General features: G+C 70.8%; 15 protein-coding genes. 4 read left to right on the forward strand and 11 right to left on the reverse strand.

The genetic code is table 11. The features are described from left to right. Positions 1-3: 3 nt before the first annotated feature. From ABXJ52_RS23950 to fusA, 3 genes are all read right to left on the reverse strand, one after another. A complete protein-coding gene (locus tag ABXJ52_RS23950; protein WP_367044734.1) occupies positions 4-1,230 on the reverse strand; it encodes a serine hydrolase domain-containing protein in 1,227 nt (408 codons plus the stop codon). Between the two features lie 57 nt (positions 1,231-1,287). After that, positions 1,288-2,241, reverse strand: a complete 954-nt coding sequence (locus tag ABXJ52_RS23955) for an aldo/keto reductase (protein WP_367044735.1) — start codon at positions 2,239-2,241, stop codon at positions 1,288-1,290. A 239-nt stretch (positions 2,242-2,480) separates the two neighbouring features. Beyond that, positions 2,481-4,577 (reverse strand): elongation factor G, encoded by a 2,097-nt coding sequence (fusA, locus tag ABXJ52_RS23960; RefSeq protein WP_367044736.1) that lies wholly within the window; start codon positions 4,575-4,577, stop codon positions 2,481-2,483. 427 nt (positions 4,578-5,004) lie between these two features. Between fusA and ABXJ52_RS23965 the strand changes: the two genes are divergently transcribed. Then, the gene (locus ABXJ52_RS23965) at positions 5,005-5,646 is read left to right on the forward strand and encodes a hemerythrin domain-containing protein (RefSeq protein WP_367044737.1); all 642 of its coding nucleotides are present in this window, start codon (positions 5,005-5,007) and stop codon (positions 5,644-5,646) included. Positions 5,647-5,796: 150 nt separating this feature from the next. Here the strand turns inward: ABXJ52_RS23965 and ABXJ52_RS23970 are convergent, their stop codons facing one another. Further along, complete coding sequence (locus ABXJ52_RS23970) at positions 5,797-6,066, reverse strand: hypothetical protein (protein ID WP_367044738.1); 270 nt, start codon at positions 6,064-6,066, stop codon at positions 5,797-5,799. A 171-nt stretch (positions 6,067-6,237) separates the two neighbouring features. Here ABXJ52_RS23970 and ABXJ52_RS23975 point away from each other — a divergent pair, with 171 nt between their 5' ends. Beyond that, positions 6,238-6,516 (forward strand): chaplin, encoded by a 279-nt coding sequence (locus ABXJ52_RS23975; protein WP_367044739.1) that lies wholly within the window; start codon positions 6,238-6,240, stop codon positions 6,514-6,516. Between the two features lie 80 nt (positions 6,517-6,596). Here ABXJ52_RS23975 and ABXJ52_RS23980 read toward each other — a convergent pair whose 3' ends face one another. From ABXJ52_RS23980 to ABXJ52_RS24010, 7 genes are all read right to left on the reverse strand, one after another. Further along, a complete protein-coding gene (locus tag ABXJ52_RS23980; RefSeq protein ID WP_367044740.1) occupies positions 6,597-7,469 on the reverse strand; it encodes a tyrosinase family protein in 873 nt (290 codons plus the stop codon). A 39-nt stretch (positions 7,470-7,508) separates the two neighbouring features. Beyond that, positions 7,509-7,922 (reverse strand): tyrosinase family oxidase copper chaperone, encoded by a 414-nt coding sequence (locus ABXJ52_RS23985; protein ID WP_367044741.1) that lies wholly within the window; start codon positions 7,920-7,922, stop codon positions 7,509-7,511. Continuing rightward, positions 7,922-8,515, reverse strand: a complete 594-nt coding sequence (locus tag ABXJ52_RS23990) for a vitamin K epoxide reductase family protein (protein ID WP_367044742.1) — start codon at positions 8,513-8,515, stop codon at positions 7,922-7,924. The genes ABXJ52_RS23985 and ABXJ52_RS23990 overlap by 1 nt, the downstream gene beginning before the upstream one ends. Positions 8,516-8,675: 160 nt before the next feature. After that, on the reverse strand, positions 8,676-9,179 hold the full coding sequence (locus tag ABXJ52_RS23995; RefSeq protein WP_367044743.1) for a DUF5949 family protein: 504 nt from the start codon (positions 9,177-9,179) through the stop codon (positions 8,676-8,678). A gap of 265 nt (positions 9,180-9,444) precedes the next feature. Beyond that, on the reverse strand, positions 9,445-9,726 hold the full coding sequence (locus tag ABXJ52_RS24000; protein ID WP_367049218.1) for a hypothetical protein: 282 nt from the start codon (positions 9,724-9,726) through the stop codon (positions 9,445-9,447). Positions 9,727-9,970: 244 nt separating this feature from the next. Continuing rightward, positions 9,971-10,615, reverse strand: a complete 645-nt coding sequence (locus ABXJ52_RS24005) for a hypothetical protein (RefSeq protein ID WP_367044744.1) — start codon at positions 10,613-10,615, stop codon at positions 9,971-9,973. A 199-nt stretch (positions 10,616-10,814) separates the two neighbouring features. Then, the gene (locus tag ABXJ52_RS24010; protein WP_367044745.1) at positions 10,815-11,054 is read right to left on the reverse strand and encodes a chaplin; all 240 of its coding nucleotides are present in this window, start codon (positions 11,052-11,054) and stop codon (positions 10,815-10,817) included. 371 nt (positions 11,055-11,425) lie between these two features. On the opposite strand from ABXJ52_RS24010, the gene ABXJ52_RS24015 reads away from it, so the two are divergent. Beyond that, positions 11,426-12,574: a glycosyltransferase gene (locus ABXJ52_RS24015; RefSeq protein ID WP_367044746.1), complete on the forward strand. Its 1,149-nt coding sequence runs from the start codon at positions 11,426-11,428 to the stop codon at positions 12,572-12,574. Next, complete coding sequence (locus tag ABXJ52_RS24020; RefSeq protein ID WP_367044747.1) at positions 12,571-14,049, forward strand: sugar transferase; 1,479 nt, start codon at positions 12,571-12,573, stop codon at positions 14,047-14,049. The genes ABXJ52_RS24015 and ABXJ52_RS24020 overlap by 4 nt, the downstream gene beginning before the upstream one ends. Positions 14,050-14,099 lie beyond the last annotated feature (50 nt).

Raw genomic sequence — 14,099 nt, forward strand, 5'->3', positions numbered from 1 at the left:
GGCTCAGGCGGTCCGCAGCGCCCTCGCCACCTCGTCCAGGACCCCCGCGCCCGGCCCCGCCGTCAGCCGGCTGCAGATCCAGGCGGCCCCGGCCCCGGCCTGCGGCCAGGCCCGGTAGGAGACTCCGCCGGGACCCTGGTGACCGAAGGCGCCGGAGCAGACGGTCGGGTGACGGCCCGCGTCGAGGAGCTGGAGGCCGCCCTCGCCGTACGCGCTGATCCCGCCGAGCAGCGGATCCAGACCCTCGACCCAGAAGCTCCGCGCCTGGTCGAGTGTGCGGCGGGACAGCAGCAGCGGCTCCTCGCCCGGGGTCCTTACGGCGTCCGCGGCCAGGATCCCCTGCAGCCGGGCGAGACCGCGGGCCGAGGCGTACGCCCCCAGCGAGGGGATGACCGCGTAGCGCCGCCGGGTCTCGCTCCACACCTCGGCGTCCGCGGGAAGCGGGGGCGGGTTGTTCCACACCCGCTCGAAGAGGTCCGCCCCGCTGTCACCCGCCCCGCCGGCCGGCATCGGCACCCGGGCGCCGAAGCCCGCGTCGTACGAGATCCGCGCCGCGTTCGGCAGCTGGTCGGGGACGAGGCCGAAGTGGATGTCGACGCCCAGTGGGCCCGCGATCTCCTCCAGGAAGAACAGGTCGAGATCGCGGCCGTCGACCCGGCGTATCACCTCGGCGGTGATCCACCCGGCGGTCCCCGGCCCGTGCAGCACGCCGCCGGCCCGGGGGTCTTCCTCCAGGCCGTGCAGTTCGAGCAGCGCGGCCATCATGTAGGGGTCCTCGATGTCCCGCTGGCCGAGGCCCGTGGCCATGCCCGGCAGCCGGGCGGTGAACGTGAGCACGTCCCGCAGCGTCACCGCGCCCTTGCCGCGCGCCGCGAACTCCGGCCAGTATTCGGCGATCGGCCGGTCCAGTTCCAGCGCGCCCATGTCGGCGAGCAGCAGGACCGCCGTGGCCAGGATTCCGTGGGAGCCCGTCAGGAGCGGCTGGAGGGTGTCGCCGGTCCACGGTGTCCAGGTGACCGGGTCGGCTCTGCCGTGCCACAGGTCGACGACCAGTTCGCCGTCTCGTTCGACCGCCAGCGCGGCTCCTTGGGAACCGGGCGGACCCGCATCCCGGCAGGCCCGTTCGAAGTAGTGGCGCACGGACGCGAACCCGGGAGCCGTGGTGCCGTGAACGGCGGTCGTCGTCTCCCGTGGCCGGGGGATGACCTGCCGGATCAGAGAGGTCGTCATATGAGGAACTCCAGAAGAGATAGAGAGTGAGGGACAGCGGTGTGAGCTGGGCCCGGCTCAGGCCTCAGGGGCTCCCGACGGGTAGGGAAGGAACTCCAGGTCGGTCAGGTCCTGGTCGGTCAGGCGCACCCGGTCGCTGCCGAGGTTTTCCACGAGGTGGTCCGGCGCACTCGTGCCGGGCAGCGGTACCACGTGCTCGCCGAGCCGGAGCAGCCACGCCAGGGCCACCTGCGCGGAAGTGACCCCGTGCCGGGCGGCCACATGGGCGACGGCCTGCGCGAGCGCGAAGTTGTGGCGGATGGCGCGCGGGGCGAAGCGGGGCTGGGTGCGGCGCCAGTCGTCCGGGGCCAGATCGTCCGGCCGGGACAGCACCCCGGTCAGCAGGCCACGCCCGAGCGGCGCGCCGGCCAGCAGCGCGATCCGGCGCTCCACCGCGTACGGCACGACGTCGTCGAGACCGCAGCGCGTGAACAGCGACACCTCGGCGGCCATCGCCGCCGCCTCGTGCACGGCTTCGGCGGCGCGGGCCTCCTGCACCGTGACGACGGGCAGTCCCAGCATGCGGATCTTTCCCGCCCAGACCTGCTCGGCCAGCGCTCCCCAGCTCTCCTCCAGCGGTACGCCGGGATCGACGCGGCGCAGCAGATAGAGGTCGATGTGGTCCACGTGCAGCCGACGCAGGCTCTCGTCGACCGCGGACCGTAGCGCCTGCGGACCGCCCGCGGGCCGCAGCGCACCGTCCGCGTCACCGAGCAGGCCGCCGCCGGTGCACAGCACCACCTCGTCCCGGTGCCCGCGGATGGCCTCACCGACCAGCCGCTCGTTGTCCCCGGCCGCGTAGGCGCCTGCCGTCTCGACGAGGGTGACCCCGAGGTCCATCGCTTCCTGGACCAGCGATACGGCCTTGCTCCTGTCCCTCAGGGCAGGGGCGTAGCGGTACGAGAGGCCCATCGCCCCCAGCCCCAGCCTGCCGACGACCGGCCCGTCCCTGCCCAGTGTTGTGGTCCGCATCCTGCGAGAACTCCCTTCTCCACGGAGGAAAGCGACCAGCTCATGGCAACAGCCCGGGATGCTGAAGAACAGCATTCCGCTGCTACTTGCCGAACTCGGACGACTTAGGGATGTTCACCGTGCCGGTTGCCGGTTGCCGGTTGCCGGTTGCCGGTTGCCGGTTGCCGGGTAACGCGGGAATGGCCCCGCTCTCACGAGCGGGGCCATCCCTTTGTGCCAGGCGGTGCCATCCCTTTGCGCTAACGGGCCGAGGCCTCGGCGGACAGCGCTACCGGCACCCCCGCGTACCCCACCCCCCGAGCAGAGAACGTCCCCCGCCCTTGGGTGCGGCTGCGCAAACGGGTTGCATAGCCGAAGAGTTCGGACAAGGGCACCGTTGCCGTGATCGTGGCCGTGCCGGAACGCGTGGTCGAGTTCGTGATCCGGGCTCGGCGGGCCGCCAGGTCGCCGAGTACTCCGCCCACTGCCTCCTCCGGGAGCGTTGCGGTCAACTCCATGACCGGTTCCAGGAGTTGCAGCTCCGAAGCCCGCAGTGCCGCACGCAGGGCGAATCTGCCCGCCGTCCGGAACGCCATCTCCGAGGAGTCCTTGGAGTGGGTCGCCCCGTCGGTGAGCGTGACCCGCAGGCCCGTCACCGGGTGGCCGCCCAGGGGGCCCTCGGCGAGAGCGTCCCTGCAGCCGGCCTCCACCGCGCGGATGTATTCCTGCGGCACCCGGCCACCCGTCACCGTGGAGGCGAAGGTGAAGGTGGGCGGCGCGTCCGGGCCCGCCTCCACCGGGGCGACATCGAGCACCACATGGGCGAACTGGCCCGCCCCGCCGTCCTGTTTGACGTGCCGGTACACCAGGCCCGACACCCCGCGCACGACCGTTTCGCGGTACGCCACCTGCGGGCGGCCCACGCCGACCTCGATGCCGTGGGCGCGGCGGATCTTCTCCACCGCCACCTCCAGATGCAGCTCACCCATGCCGGAGAGCACCGTCTGGCCCGTCTCGCGATCGGCCCGTACCGCCAGCGACGGGTCCTCTTCGACCAGACGCGCCAGTGCCGAGGACAACCGGCCTGTGTCCACGCTCCGTTGCGCCTCCACCGCCACCGAGACCACCGGTTCCGCCACCGTGGGAGGTTCCAGAATCAGGGGCGCCGCCGGGGAGCACAGCGTGGTGCCGGCGCGGGCCGTCTTCAGGCCCACCACGGCCACGATGTCGCCGGCCGTCGCCCGGTCCAACTCCGCGTGGCGGTCGGCCTGTACGCGCAGGATGCGGCCGATCCGCTCGGTGCGGCCCGTGCCCGCGTCCATCACTGTCTCTCCCTTCGTGATCGTCCCCGCATACACGCGCACGTACGTCAGCCGCCCCGTCGCCGTCGCGTTCACCTTGAACGCCAGGCCCACGAACGGCGCCCCCGGATCGGCCGCACGCTCCTGCACGGTCTCGCCCAGAGTCCCCCGTACCGGCGGAACGTCCGTCGGCGACGGCAGATAGGCCACGACCGCTTCGAGCAACGGCTCGATGCCACGGTTCCGGTAGGCGGAACCACACAGCACCACCACGCCCTCACCGCTGAGAGTGAGGTCGCGCAGCGCGGCCGTCAGGGTGGGGGTGGTGAGCGTCGACGTCGTGCAGTACTCCTCCATCGCCGCCGGGTGCATCTCCGCCACCTTCTCCTCCAACTCCCGCCTGCGCTCGTGAGCTTGAGCGGCCAGAGCTTCGGGGATCGGAGTCGTCTCGTACGAGTCGTTGCCCGCGTGCCAGAGCAGTGCGCGCATGCGCAGCAGGTCCACCACCCCGGTGAACTCGTCCTCACGACCGATCGGCAGCTGCACCACCAGCGGGACCGTGTGCAGGCGATCCCTGATCGACGCGACCGCCGTGTCCAGGTCCGCGCCCGCGCGGTCCAGCTTGTTGATGAACGCGATCCGCGGCACCTCGTACCGATCGGCCTGGCGCCACACCGACTCGCTCTGCGGCTCGACGCCCGCGACGGCGTCGAACACCGCCACCGCACCGTCGAGCACCCGCAGCGAGCGCTCCACCTCGTCGGCGAAGTCGACGTGACCCGGAGTGTCGATCAGGTTGACCCGGTGCCCGTCCCAGGCGCAGCTGACCGCCGCCGCGAAGATGGTGATCCCCCGGTCGCGTTCCTGCGCGTCGAAGTCGGTGACGGTCGTGCCGTCATGGACCTCACCTCTCTTGTGGGTGGCGCCGGTCAGGTAGAGGATCCGCTCGGTGACGGTCGTCTTGCCCGCGTCGACGTGGGCGAGGATGCCGAGATTACGGACGGTGGTCGATGAAATGCGCGTCTGGAAAGGGGTGTTGGTGTTGTTGGTGCGCACGGCCCTGGGCCTTTCGGTGTGATGCGGGGCGGGGCAGCGCGATTGAGGGCGGAACGGAGCCGGACCGAGGACGACGGCCTCCATGCCCGGACAGGCAGAGGCGCGTCGGTACGTCAGAGGGGTCGCCCGGAGATTCAGTGACGGCCGCGCAGCCGGCACCGCACGCGCGAAGACACCAGGATCACGTCGAACCGCGACCGGGGAGCGCAGGCAGCTGTGCGGTGACGCATGGCCCGGCTCCTCCCTCACTGGCTGATCATTCGGCTGCCCGAAGTCTAGGCAGCCGGGCCCCTGCGCCGCACGGGAATATCGCAGGGCATGTGGGAGCCACAGCCGTCTGCGGCAGCCGGGTGACGCGAACGCCCCCGGCGCGGCCGTCTGCCGAGGCAAGATCGCAGCAGCCAGCCTTCTGTGAGGAGCGACATCCATGACCGAGTCCATCGCCCATCTGCCCTCGGGGCACCAGACGATGCTGCTGGCCCACCGTGCCATGGTGCGCGATCTCGACCGCGTGGCCCGCAGCGCCGAGCAGCTCGCCCGTACTCCCGACGCCGAACAGGCCGCCGCCCTACTCGACTACGTGGACAAGCTGTTCCAGGTGATCGAGCACCACCACGAGGGCGAGGACGACTTCCTCTGGCCCCGGCTGCGTGAACTGGGCGCGGACCAGAAGGCGTTGGCCCTCATGACCGCCGAGCACGAAGAGCTGGCGAAGGTCCTGCACACCTGGCACGAGACGAGCCAACGGCTCGGCACGGACCCCGCTGTCGCGGCGGAACTCGCCACCCGTACGGAGGAGGTGCGCGAACAGCTGGCCGGGCACGCGGGGGACGAGGAGCGCGAACTCCTCGGCCGCCTCGCCCCGGCGCTCGGCAAGCAGGTCTGGAAGGGCTTCGCGACCCACATGCGCAAGACGGCACCAGGCTGGACGCTGCGCTTCATGCCGGCCTGGCTGCTGTCGGTGGCAGGGCCGGGTGAACAGGGCGGTGTCGCGGCGGCGCCGATCGGCCGGCTGTTCAGTGGCTGGCTGGAGAAGCGCCAACGAGCCGCCTTCGGCGACAACTACTGAGATCCGCTACTGAGATCCACTACTGAGGTCCATTACTAGATCCACCGGGCAGTCGGCATCGGTCATGCGTGAGGCGGGGCGGGGCTGCTCGGGCCCGGCCCCGCCTCTCCTCGCACGTGAGACGTGCGGCTACTACGACTCCTGCTGGTGCTACTGGATCCCGCCCAGCAGACCCGTGACCGGTGCGGCCATGTCGGTCAGCTGGTGCAGCTGCTGCAGCTCGTACAGGCCGTTGAGTCCCTTGAGCTGCTCGGTGACGGACGGCACCTCGGCGCGGTGCTCCTCGGGGATCGAGGACGCGGCGAGCGAGTCGATCGTGCCGGTGGGGGAGATGGGGGCGGCGCTCGCGGCGGGCGCGGCCAGGGCGGTGGCGCCCGCCGCGAGAGCGAGGGCGGCGGCCATGCGTCGTGTTGAGATCATGTGATGCGCAACGGATCGGAACAGCGCTGGACACGGTCGCCCGGACGAATTCACCGACGATTTCACCAATGATGTACCGATCAGTGCCGTTACCTGCGGTCGATGAGGCCGTTGAAGGGACAGTAGGGCCGCGTACATGCGGCTGTACTCGTCAATTCAAAGGAGAACGTGATGTCTCGCATCGCGAAGGCAGCCGCTGTTGCCGTCGGCACGGGCGCCGTGGTGCTCAGTGGCACCGGTATGGCCATGGCTGACGCCGGCGCCGAGGGTGCGGCCGTGGGCTCGCCCGGCGTCCTTTCGGGCAACCTCGTCCAGGTCCCGGTCCACGTCCCGGTCAACGTGTGCGGCAACACTGTGGACGTCATCGGGCTGCTGAACCCGGCGTTCGGCAACACCTGCGTGAACGCCGACGGCGGACACAAGGGCGGCCACGGCGGCTACGGCAGCTGACCCCCGTACGTGAACCCCCGGCGGCCAACGGCCGCCGGGGGCTTCGTCATGCCGGTCACGCGTAGCGGTAGCTGCCCCCGTCACGCGTACCGGTAGATGCCCCGGTGGCTGATCAGCTCGTCCGGCTTCGCGTCCCACGGCGGCATCCCCTCGTAACGCGCGCAGATACGGCCGCGCGGCGGCCCGTTGCCGGCCCTCGGAGGCTTCTCGGGCAGGTAGGGCGCCGAGCGGGGGTGGCGCGCCTGCCAGCGGTCCCACAGCAGGTCCACGAAGGCGTGGTTCAGCCAGAACACGGGGTCGTTGACCGACGCGCCGCCGAGCATGTGTCCGCCGACCCAGCGATGGACGCGGTTGTGGTTGCGCCACTTGCTGTTGCCGATGCCGGACGTCCACCCCTCCAGCTTGTTGCGGAAGCCGGTGGACGAGGTGGAGTCCCAGGGCGCCTTGTCGTACAGGGGGTCGCGCATCGCACGGGACAGCTCCGCCTCGGTGGGCAGCTCGATCGGGTTCTGCGGCCGGCCGAAGTCACGCATGAGGAAGTCACCGCTCGTCTCCCCTTCCTTGATGATCCAGGCCCCGTTCGTACGGGCGAACGGGCCTGTCATCACCTGCCGGTCGGTGCGGCGCCCGTTGCCGCCCATGAGCCCGCTGCCCCAGAGCGAGGCGCCGGGTGACCTGTCCGCCGTCCAGTCCCAGTACGGGACGGACACCGCGGAGTCCACCCGTTGCAGGGCCCGCTCGAACTCCAGCAGGAACCGGCGGTGCCAGGGCAGGAACGAGGGCGTCATGTGGGCCACCCGCAGTCCGTCGTCGCCGTCGGACACGTAGTGCTCGATATGGACCCGGACGAACTCGTCGTACTCGCCCTTGCGTTTGAGCTCGAGCAGCGCGTTGACGAATCGCCGCTTCTCGGCACTGGTGAGCCGGGCCTGGTTCTTGCGCGTGTGGACCACGTCGGTTCGCTCCTCCGGTCCGGGCGTGCGGGGCGGTGATCAGGTGTGCACGGCGCGCAGTTGCTGCCCGGGGCCGAGTTCGTCCACTGCCCTGCGGGTGGCGATGAGAGGCGTCGGATACGACTGGTAGTGGTCGATCATGCTCAGATAGCCGCCGTCGGCGCGCCGTATGAGGTGGAGCGGGCGTCCGTCGACGGTGATGTCCCAGGAGACGTCCGTGTGGGGGCCGTTCGCGGTGGCTCTCGACCCGCGGATGTGCCGGCCCGCGTAGATCTCGTCGAACGAACCGTCACCGAGGTCGTCGGACGAACCGTCACCAAGGTCGTCGGACGGCGGGTCCTGAGCCGGTTGCCTGGTCCACCAGTGGAGGGCGGCCTGCCCCGTGACGGCGGTGACGGCGACGGCGATGAGGTTCCGCATCGTGGCTCGGCGGGTGAAGGCTGTGATCGGCATCAGCTGGTCCAGAAGTCCCACCAGCGGGTGAGGACCAGCATGCCGATGATGCCGACGTGCAGCACCGGAAGCACCCAGGTGAACTCACCGAAGAACGTACGCAGCCAGGGCTGCGCGGGCAGAAGGCCGTTACGGACGTTGAACGAGGTCACGTACCAGAACATGACGATCGTGGCGACCCAGGCCAGGCAGCACCACAGGCACAGCGAGTTGATCTCGTACAGCGACTGGTACATCAGCCAGGTGCAGAAACCGACGCCGAAGAGCATGCCCGCGTTCAGCGTCAGCCAGTACCAGCGCGGGAAGCGCGCACGGCCCAGCAGACCCATCCCGACGCACATCACGACGGCGTACGCGGCGATGCCCAGCATCGGGTTGGGGAACCCGAACACCGACGCCTGCTCGCTCTTCATGATGTTGCCGCAGGAGACCACCGGGTTGAGGCTGCACGCCGGTGTGAAGTCCGGGTCTTCGAGGAGCTTGAACTTGTCCAGCGTGATGACCCACGCCGCGAGCAGCCCCGCGGCGCCCGTGATCACCAGAAGCAGCGCGAACGCACGGCTCCCACCGGCGTCACCGGACGGCGGATCCACACGCCCTAAGGGAGATTCGGGCCTACGGGCCTCAGGAAGAGACGTCTTGGTGTACATCGCTGCGATCCTCACTGGGTTCACCGGGGCCCGTCGGTTCGTCCCGAGCGGCGGGCCCCGGTCGTGTGCGGGCTCCGGTGGTGTGCGGGCTCCGGTGCGGCTCCTAGCCGCGCAGGCTCTTCGCGGTGAGCAGGCAGTGCGCGGACCGCGTCATCGTCTCCTCGGTGCCCGCGAACGCCGCGAGAGCCTCTTCGGAGAGGGGTACGCCGGGCTTGGCCTCGGGCCAGGGGCGCGTGGTGAACATGAAGTAGGCGTGCCCGCGCTCGCCCACCGCGGCGAGCCACTCCGGCGGTACGACGCACTGGGCGTTGAGGTGCGGCATGTTCAGCACGGCCTGGCCGGCCTCGACGAGGAGCGTGACGGGCAGGCTCGGATTGCGGGAACTCTCCACGACGGGGCCGCCGATGGGGAGTCCGGTGTTCTCAAGGAGGAGCTCGATGGCTTCGGTCGCGCCCTCAAGGCCGCCTTCGCCGTCGCCGAGCGAATAGGCGAGCAGGAAGGGCATGTCCTTCTCGTCCTCGGGGTGTTCACCACTCCAGGCGACCACCGTGAGGGTGCCCAGATCGGCGGCTCGGAAAGTGCGGGTCTCGCTCGATGTCGACGTCATCCCGGAACCGTATCGATGTGACCTGATTCCCCGACTCCGGCTGTCACTTGTTTGGGTGAGTACGGGCGAGCGATCACACGATCGGGGCACCTACGGCTCGAACTCCGGGGCTCTGCAGTCGAACTGAGAGGAAGTGGCAAGAAGGGGGGGAGGCCCGGGAAAGGGCTGAGGGCCGGCCCGCGGAATATTTCCGCGGAACCGGCCCTCACTGTCGCGTGTTGTTTCACCGCGGCAATCGCACCGAATGAAGGAGCGGGAAAGAGCTCTACTTCGAGACGGGAAGTCCGCCGAGGAGCTTGCCGGCGCCGCCGCCCGCGTGCACGCTCTTCGCCGCACCCGTGAGGGTGTTGACGACCGAGTCCTTGTTCTCGGTGTCAAGGGCGTTGGTGGCCAGCGGGGCCGCGTCCAGCTGCGACGAGTGGGCGGCGAGCGTGTCGACTGCACCGTTCAGGCTGGTGGGCGTGAGGTCGGCGGCAAAGGCGGGTGCGGCGGCACCAGCGATGACCATGGATCCGGCAACGACGGCGGCAGCCTTCAGGGGCTTCATCATGTTCCTTTCTGCGGCGACGGGCGGTCGCCAGAGGGGATTTTCACTTCGCCATGGGTAACGAGCGCTGTGTACGGCGGAAACTCTGTGCGGCGGAAAATCCCGGAACCCACCCGAACGAAGGCGGGGTCTTTTTCTCCTATGAGATGGACACGTGTGAGACGGGCACGTGTGGGACGGGAACATGAGAAACCCGTCGCGCCGGACAGAGGTCCGACGCGACGGGCAGTGGTCGACTCGGCGCTCAGGAAGCCGCGGGCTCCTTCGGCAGGGCCGGCAGGCCCGCCAGGTCGGGCGCGGGGAGGCCGCCGCCGACCAGCGTGGCGGCGAGGACGTTGACGAGACCGGTGAGCACGGGCGGGACCGCTCCCGCCGCCTTCGCGGCGTCGCCGCCGGTGGCCGCCTTGAGCAGGGCGTCGACGGTGGTCTGCAGTGCCTTCAGGGCGTCGGCCTTGGGGTCCGGCGCCGCCTTGTCGGTGTCGGACGGGGCCTGGGGGAGCGCCGGGGTCTGCGGCACCGTGGAGGTTTCGGGAGCCGCCGGCTTCTGGGGGAGTGCCGGTGTCTGGGGCGCCGTACCGGTGGCCTCCGTGATGGCTTCCTTCGCCGAGGCGGTGAGCTTCGTGGCGTCCGCCTCGGGAAGTTGCCCCTTCTCGGCCTTGAGCACGGCGGTGAGCAGATCGGTGACCGGGGTGAGGACGCCGCCGACGTCGCCCAGGGTGTTGACCTGGGCCAGCAGCTTTTCCACGTCGGGAACAGGCTCGCCGGCCGCTTGCCGGGTGCTGCCCTGCGAGGAGCCGCTCTCGGCTGCGATGGCGGGAGCGGCCGCCCCGAGGAGGAGCGTGGCGGAGAGGACGGTGGTCGCGATACGCCGTACGGGCAGAGCGCGCATGGATGTTCCCTTCGGTGATGCGTCTCGGTGACGTGTCGGATCTTGTGTTCACCGTGAAAGCGGTGGACATCGGCCGCAACCGAGCGACTGCCATTCGGGGGCATGACGCACGCCGGGGGTATGGCGGGAACGCACGACGGCCGTCCTCCTCGGGGGAGAACGGCCGTCGCGACGAGCGTGCAGCGGTGCTGCTGGAGCGTCAGGCGTTGACGCAGGTGTTGCCGAACGCCGGGTTCAGCAGACCGATGACGTTGATGGTGTTGCCGCAGGCGTTGACCGGGATGTGGACCGGGACCTGGACGGCGTTGCCCGAGATGACACCGGGGGAGTTGACGGCGGCACCGTGGGCACCGGAGTCGGCGGCGGCGACGCCGGCGCTGCCGGCCATGGCGGCCACGGCAACGGTGGAGAGGGCGAGGGCCTTCGCGGTACGCGACATGGAGAGTTGCTCCTTGGTCAGTTGATGCATCGGCAGGGCGGGGTGCCCGGCCCATGGATCAACGGACTTCGCCCGCAGGGGTTGTGGGCCCAAAAGGGTGATCTGCTGGCGCGGGGTTAACGCGACGGCCCCCGCGCCCGTGTTCGGGGAAGGCTCCGCGCGTTACGCACTTCACGATTCCGACACACTTGTCAGCCTTCCTGGATTAATGCAAAAAGCGGCTAGTGTTGCTCTCCTCCTGAAGCCATTTGAATGAACAAGTGCGGGAAGTTGCGAGTTGCGTGTGACTGTCGCATGAAATTCTCCCTCCTGGTTCGGAACCTTTCCCGAAAGGGCAACGCCGGTCATGCGTTATTCCGTGCGGCTCTCCCATGTCAGCAACTGACCCCCGGCTGAGCGTCCTTCACGTCGCGCAGCCCGTCGACGGCGGAGTGGCCCGCGTGGTCACCGACCTGGTGAAGTCCCAGCTGTCCACGGGGATGCGGGTCGACGTGGCATGTCCGGACCGCGGCGGCCTGCCGGCTGCCGTGCGCGGCACGGGATGCGGTGTCCACGGATGGGCGGCGACCCGCTCCCCGGGGCCGGGCCTCGCGGACGAGGTCCGGCGCATCTCCCGCATCGTCGACGAGGTCGGGCCCGACGTCGTGCACGCCCACAGCGCCAAGGCCGGACTCGCCGTCCGGCTCGCCCTGCGCGGCATGGTGCCCACGGTCTTCCAGCCGCACGCGTGGTCCTTCGAGGCCGTCGGCGGTGTGGGCGCGGGGCTCGTCCGGCGCTGGGAGCGCTTCGGGGCGCGCTGGGCCACGCACGTGGTCTGCGTCAGCGAGGCGGAACGGCTCACCGGGCAGCGGGCCGGGATCGAAGCGCCCTGGTCCGTGATCCCGAACGGGGTCGACGTCGAGCGCTTCCGTCCCGAGGCCGCGCAGAGCGCGCGCACGGCTCTGGGGCTCTCCCAGCGGGAGCCTCTGGTGGTGTGCGTGGGACGGCTGTGCCGGCAGAAGGGACAGGACGTCCTGCTGCGGGCCTGGGCCGCGGTCGCCGAGCGGATGCCGCTCGCCCGGCTCGCCCTCGTGGGGGACGGACCCGACGCGGCAGGACTGCGGGAACAGGCGCCCGCCTCCGTGCGGTTCGTCGGAGACGTCCAGGACGCCGCACCTTGGTACCGGGCGGCCGACCTCGTGGTGCTGCCGTCCCGGTGGGAGGGCATGGCACTCGTACCCCTGGAGGCGATGGCCTGCGCACGGCCCGTGGTGGTCACCGACGTGGACGGCGCACGTGAGAGCCTGCCGCCCGGCCTCGCGCCCCACGGCCTCGTCCCCCCGGAGGACCCGGAGGCACTGGCGCGCGCCCTCCTCCAACTGCTCGGCGACCCGCCGCTGCGTGAATCCCTCGGCCGCGCGGCGCACCGCCACGTTCTGAACACCCACGATGTGCGGCACACCGCGGAAGCTGTCGCGGCCGTGTACCGCGCGCTTCTGGACGTGGGGCCCATCAAGAGCAGGGAGTCCAGCAACCCGTGAGTGCGGAACGAACCGTCGCCCCTGCCGCGCAGCCACGGGCGGCCGACCACGCCATCGCCACCGCCTCGGTCATCCCACCCCGCGGGGGCGGGCGGCGCCGCGGGACGAGCAGCGAGCGGGGGGCTTCGGCACGCCGCTCATCGGTCCTGCCCCTGCTCACCGTCGACAGCGCGGCCGCCCTCCTGGGGACCGTGCTGCTCACCGGGCCGCAGCGCCACCCCCTGTTGGTGGTCCTGCTGCTCGCCGGGGTGACCGGCCTGAACGCACGCGCCGCGCTCTACCGCCCGCTCGCCGTGCCGAGCGCCCTCGACGAACTGCCCTCGCTGGCCTGGCAGGCCCTCCTGAGCTGGTGCGCCGTGGGGCTCCTGGCCGCGAGCACCTCCGTACTGAGCCCGCTCTCCCTGGCCACCCTGTGCACGGCGGCGGCGCTCCAGAGCGTGCTGTGCTGCACCGGCCGCGGCGCCCTGTACTGGTGGGCCCGCAGAGCGGTGCTCCGGCAGCCGCGCCCGGCCCTGGTCGTCGGCCCCTGCTCCGTCGCGCGGCGCGTGGCGGACGCGGTCCTGCGCCACCCGCAGGCCGGGGTGCGGCCCGTGGGCATCGTGGGGGAGGCGCCCGCCGAGCGCACGGAGTCCGAGGGCGCCGAACTGCCGGTGCTCTCCACGATCGAGGAGCTGCGCCGCGCGGTCATCCAGAACGCCGTGCGCACCGTCCTGGTCGTCGGACCGACCCCCGGCCCGGAGCAGATCGGGTGGCTGCGGACGCTGAGCGGTTCGGGCTGCGACGTATGGGCGATCGACGCCACGCAGCCGCCGGGTTACGACGCGCCGGGGCGGCAGGCGAGATCCGCGCGGCTCGCAGGGTTCCCCTGCCGTCCGCTCGTGCCCGTGCGGCGCACACACTTCAGTGTCAGCAAGCGCGCCCTCGACCTCGTGACCTCGGGGGCCCTGCTGCTGCTCATCAGCCCCGTGCTCCTCACCTGCGCCGCGGTCCTGCGGGCCACCGAAGGGCCCGGGGTGATCTTCCGTCAGGAGCGGATCGGCAGGGGCGGGCGGCCGTTCACCTTGCTGAAGTTCCGCACCCACCGTCCCGCGGACCCGCACGAGGCGGCGACCAGGTGGACCGTCGCGGGCGAGCAGCGCATGAGCCGCTTCTGCCAGTTCCTGCGCCGTACGTCGCTCGACGAGCTTCCCCAGCTGTGGAACGTCCTGCGGGGCGACATGAGCCTGGTCGGGCCGCGGCCCGAACGGCCTTATTTCGTCGGTCAGTTCAGCAAGGCGCACCCCGGTTACGCCGAGCGCCACCGCATGCCGACCGGCATCACCGGGCTCGCCCAGATCCAGGGGCTGCGGGGCGACACCTCGATCGAGGACCGGTGCCGCTTCGACAACGCCTACATCGACAGCTGGTCGTTCTGGCAGGACCTGTGCATCCTGCTGCGCACCGCCGCATCCCTCGTACGCCCGACGGGGAGCTGACCCGGTTGAACGCCGCCCCGATCGCGATCTTCCCGGCCGGATCGCCCGCC

This window comes from Streptomyces sp. Je 1-332 (assembly GCF_040730185.1).
GTDB lineage: Bacteria > Actinomycetota > Actinomycetes > Streptomycetales > Streptomycetaceae > Streptomyces.